The sequence below is a fragment of the uncultured Dokdonia sp. genome, from assembly GCF_937910895.1.
In the GTDB taxonomy this organism is placed as follows: domain Bacteria; phylum Bacteroidota; class Bacteroidia; order Flavobacteriales; family Flavobacteriaceae; genus Dokdonia.
Genome location: NZ_CALEMI010000051.1, coordinates 14,143 through 29,435 on the forward strand (window position 1 = coordinate 14,143; position 15,293 = coordinate 29,435).

Annotated in this window: 10 protein-coding genes; 6 read left to right on the forward strand and 4 right to left on the reverse strand. The window is 35.5% G+C overall.

Going from position 1 to position 15,293, the window contains the following annotated elements:
• The first annotated feature begins 15 nt into the window (after nucleotides 1–15).
• The gene (locus Q0505_RS06185) at nucleotides 16–528 is read left to right on the forward strand and encodes an adenine phosphoribosyltransferase (protein ID WP_299210252.1); all 513 of its coding nucleotides are present in this window, start codon (nucleotides 16–18) and stop codon (nucleotides 526–528) included.
• 79 nt (nucleotides 529–607) lie between these two features.
• Here the strand turns inward: Q0505_RS06185 and Q0505_RS06190 are convergent, their stop codons facing one another.
• The 3 genes from Q0505_RS06190 to Q0505_RS06200 form a co-directional block, all read right to left on the reverse strand.
• On the reverse strand, nucleotides 608–1,477 hold the full coding sequence (locus Q0505_RS06190; RefSeq protein WP_299210358.1) for a cation diffusion facilitator family transporter: 870 nt from the start codon (nucleotides 1,475–1,477) through the stop codon (nucleotides 608–610).
• Nucleotides 1,478–2,310: 833 nt separating this feature from the next.
• Nucleotides 2,311–4,044, reverse strand: a complete 1,734-nt coding sequence (locus Q0505_RS06195) for a M14 family metallopeptidase (RefSeq protein ID WP_299210255.1) — start codon at nucleotides 4,042–4,044, stop codon at nucleotides 2,311–2,313.
• A 9-nt stretch (nucleotides 4,045–4,053) separates the two neighbouring features.
• Nucleotides 4,054–5,664: a M14 family metallopeptidase gene (locus Q0505_RS06200; RefSeq protein WP_299210257.1), complete on the reverse strand. Its 1,611-nt coding sequence runs from the start codon at nucleotides 5,662–5,664 to the stop codon at nucleotides 4,054–4,056.
• A gap of 532 nt (nucleotides 5,665–6,196) precedes the next feature.
• On the opposite strand from Q0505_RS06200, the gene Q0505_RS06205 reads away from it, so the two are divergent.
• Together Q0505_RS06205 and Q0505_RS06210 are read left to right on the forward strand one after the other, a co-directional pair.
• Nucleotides 6,197–6,889 carry a hypothetical protein gene (locus tag Q0505_RS06205; protein WP_299210259.1) on the forward strand — a complete coding sequence of 231 codons (693 nt, stop codon included), beginning with the start codon at nucleotides 6,197–6,199 and terminating at the stop codon, nucleotides 6,887–6,889.
• A 6-nt stretch (nucleotides 6,890–6,895) separates the two neighbouring features.
• Complete coding sequence (locus Q0505_RS06210) at nucleotides 6,896–9,748, forward strand: AAA family ATPase (protein WP_299210261.1); 2,853 nt, start codon at nucleotides 6,896–6,898, stop codon at nucleotides 9,746–9,748.
• A 174-nt stretch (nucleotides 9,749–9,922) separates the two neighbouring features.
• Here Q0505_RS06210 and Q0505_RS06215 read toward each other — a convergent pair whose 3' ends face one another.
• Nucleotides 9,923–10,543, reverse strand: coding sequence for a JAB domain-containing protein (locus tag Q0505_RS06215; protein WP_299210263.1), 621 nt, complete (start codon nucleotides 10,541–10,543; stop codon nucleotides 9,923–9,925).
• A gap of 917 nt (nucleotides 10,544–11,460) precedes the next feature.
• On the opposite strand from Q0505_RS06215, the gene Q0505_RS06220 reads away from it, so the two are divergent.
• The 3 genes from Q0505_RS06220 to Q0505_RS06230 all read left to right on the forward strand — a co-directional run bounded on the left by Q0505_RS06220 (nucleotide 11,461) and on the right by Q0505_RS06230 (nucleotide 14,737).
• The gene (locus Q0505_RS06220) at nucleotides 11,461–11,967 is read left to right on the forward strand and encodes a hypothetical protein (protein ID WP_299210265.1); all 507 of its coding nucleotides are present in this window, start codon (nucleotides 11,461–11,463) and stop codon (nucleotides 11,965–11,967) included.
• Between the two features lie 324 nt (nucleotides 11,968–12,291).
• On the forward strand, nucleotides 12,292–13,995 hold the full coding sequence (locus tag Q0505_RS06225) for an ATP-binding protein (RefSeq protein ID WP_299210267.1): 1,704 nt from the start codon (nucleotides 12,292–12,294) through the stop codon (nucleotides 13,993–13,995).
• Nucleotides 13,988–14,737: a response regulator transcription factor gene (locus tag Q0505_RS06230; protein WP_299210268.1), complete on the forward strand. Its 750-nt coding sequence runs from the start codon at nucleotides 13,988–13,990 to the stop codon at nucleotides 14,735–14,737. Before Q0505_RS06225 ends, Q0505_RS06230 begins: the two co-directional genes overlap by 8 nt.
• The last annotated feature ends 556 nt before the right edge of the window (nucleotides 14,738–15,293 follow it).

The following is a 15,293-nucleotide window of genomic DNA, read 5'->3' on the forward strand; positions in this document are numbered from 1 at the left end:
ACTTTTTACAAAAAAATGAAACTAATTAAGTACATCCGTGATATACAAGATTTTCCAACGCCAGGAATTATTTTTAAAGATATTACTCCTTTATTGGGAGATCGCACCGCTTTCGCGAAAGCGTGCCAAGAATTAGTAGCACTCGTCGGAGATCAGCAGATAGATAAAGTGGTAGGCGTAGAGTCCAGAGGCTTCTTTTTTGGAGGCGTACTCGCCGAAAAATTAAACGTAGGTTTTGTCCCCGTGCGCAAACCTGGAAAACTACCATATAAGACAGCATCACAAAGCTACGCACTGGAATATGGAACCGATACTTTAGAAATTCACGAAGATGCTATCCAACCAGGCGACAAAGTCTTAGTACACGACGACGTCCTCGCCACAGGAGGTACAGCCGCTGCCGTTGTCAAATTAATCGAAGCCCTTGGTGGGGAAGTCGTACAATGTAATTTTTTGATTGAACTCAGCTTTTTATCTGGAAGAGAGAAATTACAAGGACACGCTATCGCTGCCGCGATTACGTATTAAATCAGAATATCCGTTTGAGTATCGTTGAGAATTTCTATAGCTATTAAGATTAGGTATACTCTATAGAATATATTGCTTTTTATTTGTCTGGTTCAATATGTATTAATACATGCCCTAAATGGGGTATTTCCATTCGTAAATGGTCTTTTAAATGATGTGCTATATCGTGTCCTTCTTTTACCGATATTTCTCCGTCAACAATTGCGTGTAAATCAACGTGGTATTTCATTCCTGCTTTTCGAATAAAACATTTTTCTGTCCCTAGAACACCTTTGACTTTAATAGATTCTTCGCGAATTTCTTCTAAAAGATCATCATATAAGTGCTCATCCATAATTTCTCCCAAGGCGGGTCTAAAAATTAAATAGCTATTGTAAAGAATAAAAGCAGAAGCAAACAACGCAGCCCAATCATCAGCTGTTTCATATCCTTCGCCGAATATTAAAGCGATAGAAATTCCGATAAATGCCATCATAGACGTAATTGCATCGCTTCTATGATGCCAAGCGTCTGCTTTAAGCGAAGAACTATGTGTCTCTTTACTTTTTTTAATGACGATTCTAAATGAGATTTCTTTCCATAAAATAATACACCCCAGTACAATTAACGTCCAATATTTGGGAGATTTATGAGGTGTTTGGATGTTTTGGATGCTTTCATAAGCAATAATGGTTGCAGATGTTACAAGAAAAACAACCACTAAAAAAGTGATGAGCGGTTCAATTTTTCCGTGTCCGTATGGATGATTTTTATCTGCGGGTCGTTTTGCATATTTTAAACCAAATAGAACAAGTAAAGAAGAGAAAATATCGGTCGTCGATTCTATGGCATCAGCAATGAGCGCATAAGAGTTCCCAAAGAAACCTGCAAGTCCTTTTACGATGGCTAGAACTGTATTTCCAATGATGCTGAAGTATATAGTTCTTATGGCCGTTTGTTCGGTATTCATTCCATTATTCAGGTTGTTCATCATAACTCATACTGACGAGAATTTCAAAATCTAAGGTTGTAGACACGTGCATTTCTTTGACATTTAGAAAAATAAAAATAGAGCTTATTTTTTTAACTAGTGACAATGCCACCTTGAAGACAGTCAAAAGATATTCTCAAGAATAAATTGCTTATCATAAGTTCTCTACTGCGCTCGAACGGGCACGAACAGTTTTGTTTTTATTCAATAGTGTCCGATTAAAATGTATGTGTTTATTTTTTCCTTGATGAAAAACGAACCAAAAAAATCAAGACTTAAGAAGCTTTTACTAAAAATTTCTTTTACCAAGGCACAAAAATAAAGTGATGGCTTTTTAAGAATCATTGTGAACATAGTATATTTTTAGTCATTTACAGACTTTTATCTTGCGACATTTTTTGCTTAACCCTTCGCTTCAATTCATTTTTTACGTAAAATTTTCTTAGGTCAATTTACGATTGACCACCAAAAGTGTAAAACTTCGACAGGCTTAGTTTGAAAAACTAAAATGACGAACCATCAAAGTGGTGATTACGTACTAAAATGTAATAAATTATTAAGTTTTTTCTTCTTTTTCTCCAGTATAGTAAGATGTTTCCGTTAAAAATTTTTGAAGCCTTGGAAAAAATTTAGGAAGCATTTTACGGTTTTTCGCTTTAAGCGAAAAAATACCTAAGAAAAAGTGTCTTTTCTTTTGGTTCCGTTTTCTTTGGACAAGCAAAGAAAATGAACAAGATGCAAATAGCTAGTTAACCTTATTAATTTTGTAAAAAATCATACAAAGAAACTCACTAGCTATTAACATCTAAATTCTATTTAACACTCTTCTCCACAACCCCACCTTTGGCACTATCGACTTTGATTTTAAAGGTATTGCCACCTTTAACAATCCAACGAACCATGACAGTACTATTGCCAGGGATATTTTCAACGTGAATGGTTTCAGGGGTGTTTTTTTGCTCTTCTGTCACATTAAAATCGGCATCTTTGACGATCATACCTGCGAGTACAGTTCCGCCGGAAAGGGTAATGTAATCAGGGCGCTCGATGTTGTATTTTAAATCCTGACTTGCGTGGGTGGGCATCAAACGATCATTAACGATCGTGGCAGTGACTTCCTTTAAACCGTTTGGTAAGGATTTTACCGTCACATCACCTACCGAAAGATGTGGCATGTGAAAGGCGTGATAAAACACAAACACCATATTACGATGTGCTTCTTCCTCCAGCATAAACCCAGGCGTTGCACGACCGACGTTCTTTTTAAATCCGCCGATTTCTACTTCGCCATACGTTGGGTGATTATAGGCTTTAAAAGGCGTAAAGCCATCGCCTAATAGTAAGTCCTTCCCTGCATCATAGATCTGATCGCGACCTCTAGTTTTATCTTTATAATAGGCAAAACCTGTAAAGATTTCGTTGGTAAACGTATAAATCCCACGACCGCCATAAAACCAATCGAGTTCTCCGCCAAACACCGAATACAAATCTTTATACACCGTCAGGTAATTATAACCTGGTAATAACTCTTCTCCTTTTTTACCAATGGCATCATAAATCGCAACATCGGCACGGTTGTAGGTTTCTACATCTTCTTCGGCGCCAGGACCTCTTAGGATCATTCCGCCACTGTTATGAAAACTCTGTGCACCCGCAATATTTGGATGAGCTTTGACAAAATCGGCGACGGCTCTGGTTTCTGGTGCGGAGAACGGATATTTATACGCACCTCGTTGTACATAATCAGGTTGCCATTTCCATCCCCAATCTCGGTTTGGATCATAATAGCCTGGCGTATCTTCATTAATCTGACCATCCCCATCATTATCAATTCCTTCACGTCCTAACATCTCATAACGTTGTCCTGTAATCACATCATCTGGTTGGATGCGAATCATTTTTCGCGGATCTCTCGGATCTAAAATATAATCGCCTGTAGTGCTTTTACGACGCATTTGTGTGATCGATCCATCGCCATCCAAATCATCATACCCATCTTCATCAAAAAGGCCGTCACTATCATCATCTAACGGAATCATTCCCGCTCGCGGACTACTTCCCGTGTTGGGTTCTTTCATATAATTATTACGTGCATCTGGATTGATGGTTGCCACGATATAAAACACACGATCCTTCAACATTTCTGTGATATACGGTACGTTTCCGAAGCTTTCGGTGAGATACCAAGCCGTATAGGTGCTGATTTCTCCTCCTTGAATTTCGTTGGAGTGAATGTTTCCGTCCAGATAAAAACCTGGTTTCCGATCGGCGTCTCCTGTGCTGTAATCGGTGATGGCGAGCATCCAAATATCTCTGCCTTGTGTAGATTTTCCTATGGACATCCGCTTGACTAAGTTGGGATGTGCATCGGCTATTTTTTTACCGATGGCTGCGAGTCCTTCGGCGGTGTAGTATTGGTTAAAAGCGACGTTCACCTTTGGGTTGGAAGGGGTTCCTGCCGCTTGAAAAATGTCTTGGGCTGATTGCGCTTTCGCGAAAGCAAAAACCACCAGCACACATACGGTTGTAAGGATATATTTTTTCATGAGATACGTTTATAAGTTGATGGTTTTTGTTGCGGTTCCTGCCTGCGGAACCGTCGCCTCTACGGTCACATTTCCAGAACCTTGGATCAGCCAACTCAGGGTAATCGTGTCGTCTCCATCTATTTTTTCAATCACCTGACGTGGTTTCCCAGAAATGAGTTGTTGGTTGTTTTTTGTTTTTAGATACACATTAATCTTGCGCATCCAGCGAGATTTTTCACCCATTTCAGTGTGGGTAGGCAAGAGACCATTGTTATGTAGATCGACGGTGATTCTGGTAAGATTTGCGCCGACTTTTTCTTGTTTAAGATTCACGAGTTGTAATTCTGGTTGCATTTCGGCTACTTTCAGGATAAAATCCGTGTGCTTGATGGCAATACTATCCACGAGGGCATACGGAGGATTTTTCATGAGAAACGGACGGATGCCGCCGACTTCTACTTTGTGATTCGGGAAATCGGGATGTTGTATTTCTTGCCAAGGGATAAACGCATTTTTGATCCCTTCAGCTTCTGCGTAGGCTAGGAAATTTGCGGTTTCATTTTTAGGTGCTTTGTTTATAGAATCACCTTCAAATTTTTGAGGCCACCATCCGGGTGTACTCATGGCGAGTCTACCAAAATGAAAGTATGCCCACTCAAACGCACTTCCGCCTTGAGCGCTCCCATCCGGCGCATTGGTGTTCGGGATCAATTTATTATAAGTTTCTGAAAGCATGGCGTTAATGGCTTCGTCATCTTCTAGAATACTGGTGATGACTCTTTTTGATGCGCCTGATTTATTGTATTTAAGCGGTGTAGAAAGGTTGTTTTCATCACTAAAGGTCAGGATCGCATACAGATTCCATTGCGTATATAAGAAGTCGAGTAGGGCGCGGTGCTCCACCTGAGACACGGGATGTTCTCCAGCACCGGGTGTGAAATACGGGAAGTTAAACGTAAAGTTTTTATTAAACGCGACACCGCCCAAACCGTCTTCATTAAAATCACCATCTTTATCGTTATCCATCCCTTCGGTGAGGAGGTCATAGGTACCACGTTCTCCTTGATTAGGATCAGACATGACCATGATACGATTATCTTCCTCTAGCATTTTATAAATCCCTGTCGGGTCTTCGATCCGCATCATGGTAATAACGCCATCACCATTTAAGTCCTCAAACGGATCTTCATTTACCTGTCCGTCACGGTCATCATCTGTTTTGGTCGCATTGCCGTGTCGGGCAAATTGGGTCGCTGCAAAATACTGTGCGGTTGCATCTGGGCTTAGATTGGGGAAAATATAAAAGGTAGTTTTTTGTAAAACTTCTGGATGGTTGGTAACGATGTTTTCTGCCATATTCAGGGCAATCTCGGTGCCTAATAAGTGATCTCCTTGTACACCGCCCATAATGGCAATCCCGGGATGACTTTCTGGAGCGCCGTCAGAAAGGGTCAGCATCCAGATGTCTTTGCCGCCTACGGTTTTGGTCAGGGAGGTGAGTTGGGCTTCTGAGTGTTGGGAGGCCATGCTTTTAAGCGCCGCAGTGACCTGCTGTTCATTACGATACTCCGTTTGTGCGATGGTGACATAGCACAGGGAACATACCAGAAGTAGTGAGAGTAGTGATTTTTGATTCATATTTTGTGTTTGTTAGTGAAACTCAATTTTGTAAAGTCTGTAAGACGTACACAACATTGAACGTTGAATTCATTCCGCTGTATGCTGAACTTGTTTCAGTACCTGTCGGGTTTTTGTTTGAATTCTTTTTATGTTGTTGAAAGTACTATTAAATGGGAAATTTTTAAGAGGGATTAAGGAATTTTTAAGAAGGGTAAGAATTTGGAAGTGGGGTTGTGGTTGGGTGTTTCTTTTGGGTTCGCTTTCGCGAAAGGCTGTAGTGATAATCTTTATGTTGTGTTTACGGGTTTCCGTAAGGATATTTGTTGGGGGTGGGGTATTTTTGAATTTGAGAGGAATACTGTTTTTAAGAAGCGGAATGTGTGTGGAATGTGGAATTATTCTATTTAATTTTAATCAATTACGTAATTCTATTAATATTTACTTGTTAAAATAGATTATATTTAACAAGTAGCTATTAATCAAATATTTAAGATGTTAGCTGTTATTTTGGCAAATATTTGTTAATTTATATACAATAAGAATATTTAAAATGAATAAGAAACAATGGCTAATATTACTTTTCATTATTCTATCGGTAGTATTTGTTGCACCAATAATAATATTTATTTATCATTTTTTTGTTTGGCCACCAACATTTTCAAACGATCTGAGTGATTGGTCATCTGTTGGGGGATATTTTGGAGGTATATTAGGACCTATTTCAGGAATAGCCAATATAGTCGTTCTATGGTATATTACAATTCTTGTCGAGAAGGCGAATACACAAAGAGCTTTTAAAGATGAGATGTTTGCTGTTAGGCAATTCAACATAAAATTGATGCAAAGTTCATTTGTAGATATTGAAAAAAAATTTAAAGAAGTAGATGCAGCACAGATATTTGAACTTATAAATACAATAGAAGACAGAGATATTACGGAAGAAGTATTTTTGAAAGAAAAGAGAGTAATAAAAAGAAGTTTTCTAAATCTTTTTAATGAGGTTGATTTTTTTAAGAATAATCAAAGCTTAGTTTTTGATTATTTAAATACAAATAATGATAATTATCCAAAGCAAATACTAGAGGACATAGATAATAGTATCAAACTAGTAATTCAAGAACTATCTGGTGATTTAATTCTCAATAAAGGAGCCATAAAAAAAGTGATATTTGACTATTTTGACGCTCGAGATAGATTTTTCCAATCTTTATTAAAGGAAATTAAGCAATCAATAAAATATTAATAAGTAATGGATAAACCCTCTGAAGAACGGTTTGGTGATTTTATACCAAGTAATAAAAAGAATAAGATAATTTTAGCGAATTTACCACTTAAACCATTTTATTGTATAGATCGAAATGAATTGAGTAAGCACTTCAACGAAACTTTAAAGAGTAACTCAATTGTGAAAGTTCAAGGAATAGGAGGTTCAGGAAAATCAACTTTTATTAATAATTATTGTAGAAGCGGGTTATGTGATAGTAAAAATTATATTTGGTATACCTGTTCAAAATCTGAATCTGAATCTGATGTTCTTAATAATCTCTATGATTTAAACATTCCAATAACAAGAAAATCGAGACAAATTCGAATAAGAACTTTAATAAAATATTTAAATGATAGTGTAAGTGTCTTAATTTTGGATGATTTTGATAAAGTAGACAATAGTCAGTTTATTGAATTGTTTAGATCAATGAATCAGTTTGGTGATTCGGCTAAAATTATTTGCATCTCAAATATTGACAACAATGAAATGAGTGGTAATTATGATTATGTGAAATTTCATTTTCCAGATGGATATTCTAAGGTAGAGGTAAAAGAATTATTGAAATTAAAATACCTTGATATTTCTACAATAGACTTGTCAGGATTATTTAAATCTACTAATTTTTTACCAAGACTTATTGAATATTTGATCTCAAGTGATACGATAGTGGATTTTAATTCAAAAGTTATAAATAATAACTTTACTAAAAGAGTTGAAGGATGGATAAAACTTATTGAAACTAAACTAAAAGCATCACACATTAAAAGCCTAATCTGTCTTAGCCATATTGACGGCACATTTCCTAGAGATATGTTAAATTTTATAGGAAGTAAATATAATATAGATAATGATGATCTAGAAATGTCACTTAACAAGCCTCTTGTATTATCTGAGTTTGAAGATGGTCGATTGAAATTGAATGAGATGGTCTCTCAGTATTATAGAAGTACTAATGATAAAAAGAACATTAACGATATATATAGTACAATTGCTTCCTATTTTCGGGGTAGAATTAAATTTGAACCAGACAGGTTGAAAAAACTACTTTTATCTTTACGATCTATCAAGTATTTTCATTTAGCTGAAAATTACCTAGATGCAGAATATGTTCTTGAAAAGAGTATGAAAGGTTATAAGTTAGAAGGAATGTATGAGGAAATTATACCTATTTTAAACTACCAAATTAAAAATAGTGAATCGAACGAAGTAAATTGGTTAAAATATCATTATGCGCACGCAAATTTTGTTGTAGGGAATTATGAAGAATCATTAACTACATTGCGATCACAGTTGTTTGCTACTCCAAATTTCAACCTGAGAGAAGGAAAGAAAATTCAGAATATTATCCGATTTGAACTTAAAATATTTCTCCTTTATACTGAGCTACTATCAACAATAGGACAATCAGAAACTGCAATAGAAATAATTCTTCGTAAAATAAATAAAATAGTAGTTCAAGATTATTCTGTGTCAGAATTAAGCTGGCAAGTTATTTCAAATTTCATTTCCAATTTATCGTGGTATTTAATTGAAAATAAAGAGTATGATAAAGCGATAAATATTTTAAATAAGTTAAATAAATCTACCCTTTTGATACAAAAAGATTACTCCTTAGCTATAAATAATACAAGGCTAGCTGTAGCGTACTTTTATAAAGAAGAGTTCACCGAATCTAAGAGACTACTTGAACTTGCATATGAAATTTTCGATTCAAATAAAATCAATGATAAAAGAGCCAAAGCATGGGCATGCACATATTTTGTTCGACTCTACCTTGTGGATAGTCAATTAAAATTTGAAAAGTCATTAGAAGAGTATTTAAGAATTTGTTTAGAAATTAATTCAGATTCAAAGCTCATTGATTTGCGTTACTTTGAAATGTTGAATATGCTTTCGACCTCTTATGAAAATCTCGAGATAGATCCCGAATCAGATTTAATTCAATATGTAGAGGATGAGAAAATTAGACAGAATGACTTACTCGTTAACTCTATCGAAATAACTGAAAAAAAAGAGTTTATTGATATTACTATAGCAATTTTGGGTGGTTTGAAAGACAATGATTATGATATGTATTCATTGGTAAATAGATTTTTAAATAAAAAAACTGTTCGTATTGGAGGCGCTTATTTTAAATCATTTTTAAATAATGTCAAACACAATGCTACTAGGGTACTAGCACATATTTTTTCTACGAAAGATAAGAGTGAAATATTTATGACTCCTTATTTGAATGTAATGATTACAGTTGCTATTAAATTTGATGAGGATGGAATTTATAAATATATTATTCCGAATATTGACTTAATAAGTTCAAAAACTACAGATTCAATAAGATTACATTACGTTCGAGCATTGTCAGAAGGGAATTGTAAATCGTATGCCATAGATTTATTAGAAAAGATTAAGGATAGGTCTTCGGAGTATTATAATTTATTTGGTAATGCTACTTCGGACTCGAATATGTACGAAAGCTATAAAAATTACAAAATAGCTTTCGACATTAGTAATTCTACTTATGATAAAGGACGTTATATGAACAATCTTGCTTGGTTAATTTACAAGAATAATTGGAAATCTAAATATGATGAGGCAATAGAGTACTGTCAACTCTCTCTAAAATACCGAAAATATCATTATAAATTTTGGCCATACGCTATGCAATGTTTTTTATTGTTAAACATTGATCTTACACCTCTAGAGAAAATAGAAATTGAATTTAAAAAAATAATTAATGAAAGTAATTTGAATGTAAAAGTCAAATGGGGAATAATTGATAAAATTAGAGACGTACGAAAGAAAAAAATCATTGAAAATTTTGAAATTATTTCCTAGATTTTATCTTAGAAAATTTTTGCAAAAAAATAGGTAGTGTAGCGTAATTCAAATATGTGAGAATTTTATACGAATATATTGCCATTATTAGTGAAGTTCTCCTAACCACATTTTTGTGAAAGCATATAATAATACATCACATTACTTTTTCCAACTCCCATCAAACAACCCCCCCTACAACTTCCCAATAGCAGAAACAGGCAATCCCGTATATTTCTTTATGATATCAATCTCAACACCGTCTTTCTTCATTTTGGTAGCAACGATTAGGCGTTCTTCTTTGCGAGCACGTTTTAGTTCTGTTTCTATTTTCCATTCTTCTAGTGCCTTTTTCTCAGGACCTACAACCTCAAACAAACCAGATTTTTTAAGTTCGTCCATAATGCCTTTGTCTGCAAGACTTGTATAAGACTCGTCGGTAATAATCAGGTGGTCTATCACTTCTATGTTAATGAGTTTTCCTACTTTAAGCATACGGTCTGTAAAGGTGGTGTCGCCTTTAGAAATGGCTAACGTACCACTCGGATGGTTGTGTACCAACACCATTTTGACCGCCAATTTATAGATCGCCATTCTAAACACATCCGGCGGATCTGCATTTACACGGTTGACAGCACCCAAGCCAATTAATTCTATAAACAATACTTTGTTACTATTATTCAACCCAACCACCCAAAAGTGTTCTTGGTTTCTTCGTATTTTGTTTTCACGCAACAAGATTTGTTGCATCACATAGTAGATGTCATGCGAATTAAGCACTTTTATTTTTTGCTCCTTGGTCAAACGTACGTTCATAGTTCAAATATACAAAATGGTTAAGATAAGAAATTCATTCTGAGTGTATTTTCGCGAAAGCTTATTTATAAAAAAAGTTACTTTATGTTTTGTTATTCCCTCCTAGAAAGGAGGGTTAGGGAGGTGTTACTGAAAGGAATGTTCAGAACTATATTTTTCTAATTTAAAGATGTATATAATGATAACACACCCCTTAATCCCCTCTTTCTAGAGGGGAAACTCATAGTTTGTACTTTGGAGTGCGCTACTTTTACTTCAAAACAATCCCATCTCCCTCTGGGAGAAGGCTAGGATGAGAGAGGTTGCAAAAAATCTAGAATTTGTCTATTTAGAATAGCCTACGCTTCAGATACTGGGGAAAGGGTTTTCAGATTTGAAAATGATGTTATTAGTTTTTAAGAGAATTTATAGTAGTTGTTTTTTCTTTTTTTCATCGCCAAAAAAAGAAACAAAAAAGTCTAGGCTGGCGAAACCTTGTCTAAATGTATCGCTCTATTCCTGAATTTCAGAAACTCGCTACGCTCAGACAGGCCGAAATTCTACGGAATATTCACTTCACATTTTACGACAACTTTTCGAATGCCAAAACAACATTTAGAAATCATAACATGATCTCAAAATAATATCAAACATACGAGAGTGGGGAAAAGGCAATTCGATTTGAATCTTCAGGGTTTGCGGAAAAGGCGATTCGATATCAAAAAAACAACAACCAACTTGATTTTATGAGTTAGTTCCTAGATTTTAGATACTTAGAGTTCTAGTGTTTTTTTAGTTAAAAATGAGCTTTGTGCTGTGTTTTGTGGTTTTTATGGGTATAATGCTGCTTTCTGTGGCATTTTTTTTTGAAAAATCAAATCGTTTCCTCTTTATTTGTGAAAGCTACTTATTTAATATGAACCCAAAATCTAATATTTATGAACACAAAACCAACAAGTCCCGAATGTAGTTCTGTAATCGTACCAGAAGGATACGTATTTCTAACTAAAGGTCCTAACCAACCTAAAAACAATGTAGGGACTCAGGATCCCGTGGAGATTGAGTTTGAACATAACAGACCTGTGCGACCCTTGGAGCCTATGGTACAAGCAGATTATAACATTGTCAATAACGATGGGGTAGATACGGTCACCATTCAAGTGTGTGCCATTGTATTCATTAACACAAGCGCTGCTATGTGTATCCAAGAATATGGAACGATGGTGTATTGGAACAACAATTTTGCGGCTCCAGAATTTTTTATCGCTTACTATGCGCTAGAAGCAACATCAAAAACATTTTATGCGTACGAAGTGAATTTTGAAATCTCGCATGGCACGTCAGATTCTCATCCTCAAATTCCTGAAATCACGACTTATTTGGTAGATCAGGATCCTGTGACCTCAAGAGGAACAAAAACAACGGTACAACCGCCAACTACTTAATAGGTACTTGTGTAACCAGAGAAAATCAATTTTATTAAATATTTAAAAGTAGTGCCATTTGTGTACTACTTTTTTTTGCCCTAAATTCATTCACTACTTACACCCAGATTATGCAATAGAAAATCTATTATAACTTGAAGATGCTTCAAAATGTACCATTATACTACGTTTTTAAGTTTAACCATAGCAGTGCTATGCTAAAATCAGAAAACGTTATATTTTATTGCTTCTTCAAGCCTCATCACGAAGTTCTATTACATAATCTGGGTTAAAAAAAGATGTATGAATGTGAGGGGACATTTCCATGTATTTCTTTGTTTTTTTTTGATTTCCGTAGCGTTCTATGCTCAGGAAAAAGAGACGACCAGCTACTTTGACAACGAGGTGAAACGGGTGAGCAATGGGTATCTGAAGGAGTCCGCTTTCGCGAAAGCGCATACCTACTTTTTACAAAAGGAATGGGACTCTACCCTTGTGTACTCCATGGAGCAGTTAACGACCAATGTTGACGATAAAGCATTGAAGGATTTGTGTCTCTTTTTTAGAGGATATGCCTTTAAAGAAAAAGGGTTGCTCAACGAATCTAAAACCGCATTTTTAGGAATCTCTGAAGATTTTACATTTTATAATCAAGTCAAATTAAAACTAGGTACCATTCTCCTAGAAGAACAGGATTATAAAAATGCACTGACGTATTTTAAAGAAATAGAGCAGTATAGCACCGATGAACTTTTAGGCATTCAAAAAGATAATATAGAGGAAAATATTGGGCTTTGTTATATGCATTTGGAGCAGTTTGACAAAGCAGAAAGCTACTTGAATCGAAGTATTGCACTTAAGGAAGCAAGAAAAGATACGCTGTCACTGATAGGTAGTTATGGAAATATCGCCAACTTATACTATGTCCAATACAAGGATACACTGGCGATTCCTTATTTTGAAAAAGCATATACACTTTCTAAGGGAATCAAGCATTTTCCTTCCAAAAGTGATGCTACATTTAATATGGCGATTGTGGAAGAGAATCGTGAAAATATGGCAGCTGCATTGATGTATAGAAAAGAATACGAGCAATGGAAGGATTCCCTAAACGATCAAAATAAAGTATATGAGGTCGCGCAAATGGAAAAGGAGTTTGCGGTTAAACAGAAACAAAAAGAGGTAAGTCTGCTGGAGGCGGAAAATAAGATCAAAGAAGCGCAGAAAGATGGGTTGTTGTATTCGTCTATTATCCTTTTAGCTTTATTAGGAACAGGGGTGTATTTCTATCGCGAGAAGGTAAAAACGAATAAAATCATCGTGGCTCAAAAAGAGAATTTAGATGAATTGAATGCGACCAAAGACAAGCTTTTTTCTATTGTGAGTCATGATTTACGTTCTTCGGTACATGCGTTAAAAGCGAGTAATTCAGATTTGGTAGATCATCTAGAGGCTAAAAATCTAGAGAAAGTAAATACCTTATTACACTCCAATAGTGCGATTGTTAACGGTGCGTATAATCTGTTAGACAACTTATTGAATTGGGCATTACTACAGACCAAACAGTCGTATTTTGAAATTACGGAGTTGCGTTTGTTTTTTATCGTAGAACAAGTCGCTCATAATTATAAAGCATTACTTCTTGAAAAGAAGATTCATCTTGAAAATGCAGTTTTAAAAAGTGATAAAGTGTACGCCGACCAAGAATCCTTAAAAATCATTTTGAGAAACATCATAGATAATGCAATCAAGTTTTCGAATCCAGAAGATACGATCAAAATCTACACGCAAGCCACGAGAGAAGGGTATTGTGATTTGGTGATCGAAGATACGGGTATAGGCATGAGCGAAGCGACGAGACAGAATCTGCTGAAAGAAACCATTGTCACATCTGAAAAAGAAAACAAAGAAATTATAGGTTCAGGATTAGGAATGCAATTATGTAAGTCGATGATTAAAAAGAATCATGGGGAATTCTTTATAGAAAGTACGTTGGGAAAAGGCACAAAAATGATTGTATCTTTAGCTAAAATTGCACCTAATGGATAAGATCAATGTACTCATAATAGAAGACACTCTGGCTCAGAGTGATACATTGGTACACGCCTTAGAAGAAAACAACTATGCAGTTGTGGGTGTCGCGACAACGCTTACAGAAGCCTTATCCCTGTTTTATAGTTCGCAAAAAGTTGATCTTGTCATTATCGATATTTTTTTGCACGGTGTTCCCGACGGCATTGCTTTTGCCGAAACCATTAATGCGGTTCCTAATGCCTCAAAGCCTTTTGTTTTCTTAACCAGCTCTACCGATCGGCAGATTTTTGAACGTGCAAAACTAACACAACCTTTTAGTTACTTACTAAAGCCTTTTAATGAGCTCGAATTATTGTACGCCATAGAAATGGCTGTCGAAAAGTTTTATGCACAACAGGATGTGTTTTTTGGCGATGAAGAAGATACGGTCATTAGTGAAGAATATTTGTTTATCAAGAAAGGAAAATCGCTTAAAAAAGTCCAAATCACAGATATTATCTATATCGAAGTAGAGGAGAAGTACTGTAATATCATCACCGAAAAAGAAAAATTTGTGATTCTCATATCGCTGACTAAAATCTTGAAGTTATTAGATAATACTATCTTTTGCCGTACACATAGAAACTATATCGCAAATCTCGAAAAAATCGAAGAAATCATTCTCGCTGATAATCTGATTCTATTATCGGGAAATCATAAGGTGACGTTGAGCGATACGTATAAGGACATTGTCAAAAGAATGCGGACGTTGCGGTAATAGAGTGTCATTTTCTTTTTCAAAAGTGATTTTAACTTTTTAGATGGTCGTTACATTATATAAGAATAAGTGCTTAGCTATTAGTCGTTGGCTTTTGGATCTTGGCTCTTGGCTTCTGATTTCTATATTATTCAAATTATTACTTAGAGAATTTTTCATCCCTTTAAGGTAGAGGGGAAAAGAAAGATTTGGTACTGGTGAGGCTAGTTTTTTGCTTTCGCGAAAGCGTATAATGAATATTTCCACAACACTACTCAATTGATATCCGTTCGAGCTTGTCTACCGTAGATAGGCGCAGTCTAGGGTTATAGGTATTGTTTTGAGCTTCCCTCCTAGAAAGGCGATGTGCTGAGCCTGTTGAAGTAAAGGATTGAGGGAAGTGTTATGTTACACACTACCTAAATCATGTTCATATACACATCGCATTTCTAAAATAGAGTAGTGTTCTAAAATAGAGTAGTACTCTATTTTGCACACATCTGAATAGCATTCTTGTTCCCTTTAAAGCTAGGTAAATAAAAATATGACACTAACGATTACGAGTTCTTTAGCTAAT

Excerpts from the sequence above, each read along its gene's own strand:
- Q0505_RS06185 (WP_299210252.1), top strand. The coding sequence starts at position 16 with ATGAAACTAATTAAGTACATCCGTGATATACAAGATTTTCCAACGCCA.
- Q0505_RS06190 (WP_299210358.1), bottom strand. The coding sequence starts at position 1,477 with ATGAATACCGAACAAACGGCCATAAGAACTATATACTTCAGCATCATT.
- Q0505_RS06195 (WP_299210255.1), bottom strand. The coding sequence starts at position 4,044 with ATGAAAAAATATATCCTTACAACCGTATGTGTGCTGGTGGTTTTTGCT.
- Q0505_RS06200 (WP_299210257.1), bottom strand. The coding sequence starts at position 5,664 with ATGAATCAAAAATCACTACTCTCACTACTTCTGGTATGTTCCCTGTGC.
- Q0505_RS06205 (WP_299210259.1), top strand. The coding sequence starts at position 6,197 with ATGAATAAGAAACAATGGCTAATATTACTTTTCATTATTCTATCGGTA.
- Q0505_RS06210 (WP_299210261.1), top strand. The coding sequence starts at position 6,896 with ATGGATAAACCCTCTGAAGAACGGTTTGGTGATTTTATACCAAGTAAT.
- Q0505_RS06215 (WP_299210263.1), bottom strand. The coding sequence starts at position 10,543 with ATGAACGTACGTTTGACCAAGGAGCAAAAAATAAAAGTGCTTAATTCG.
- Q0505_RS06220 (WP_299210265.1), top strand. The coding sequence starts at position 11,461 with ATGAACACAAAACCAACAAGTCCCGAATGTAGTTCTGTAATCGTACCA.
- Q0505_RS06230 (WP_299210268.1), top strand. The coding sequence starts at position 13,988 with ATGGATAAGATCAATGTACTCATAATAGAAGACACTCTGGCTCAGAGT.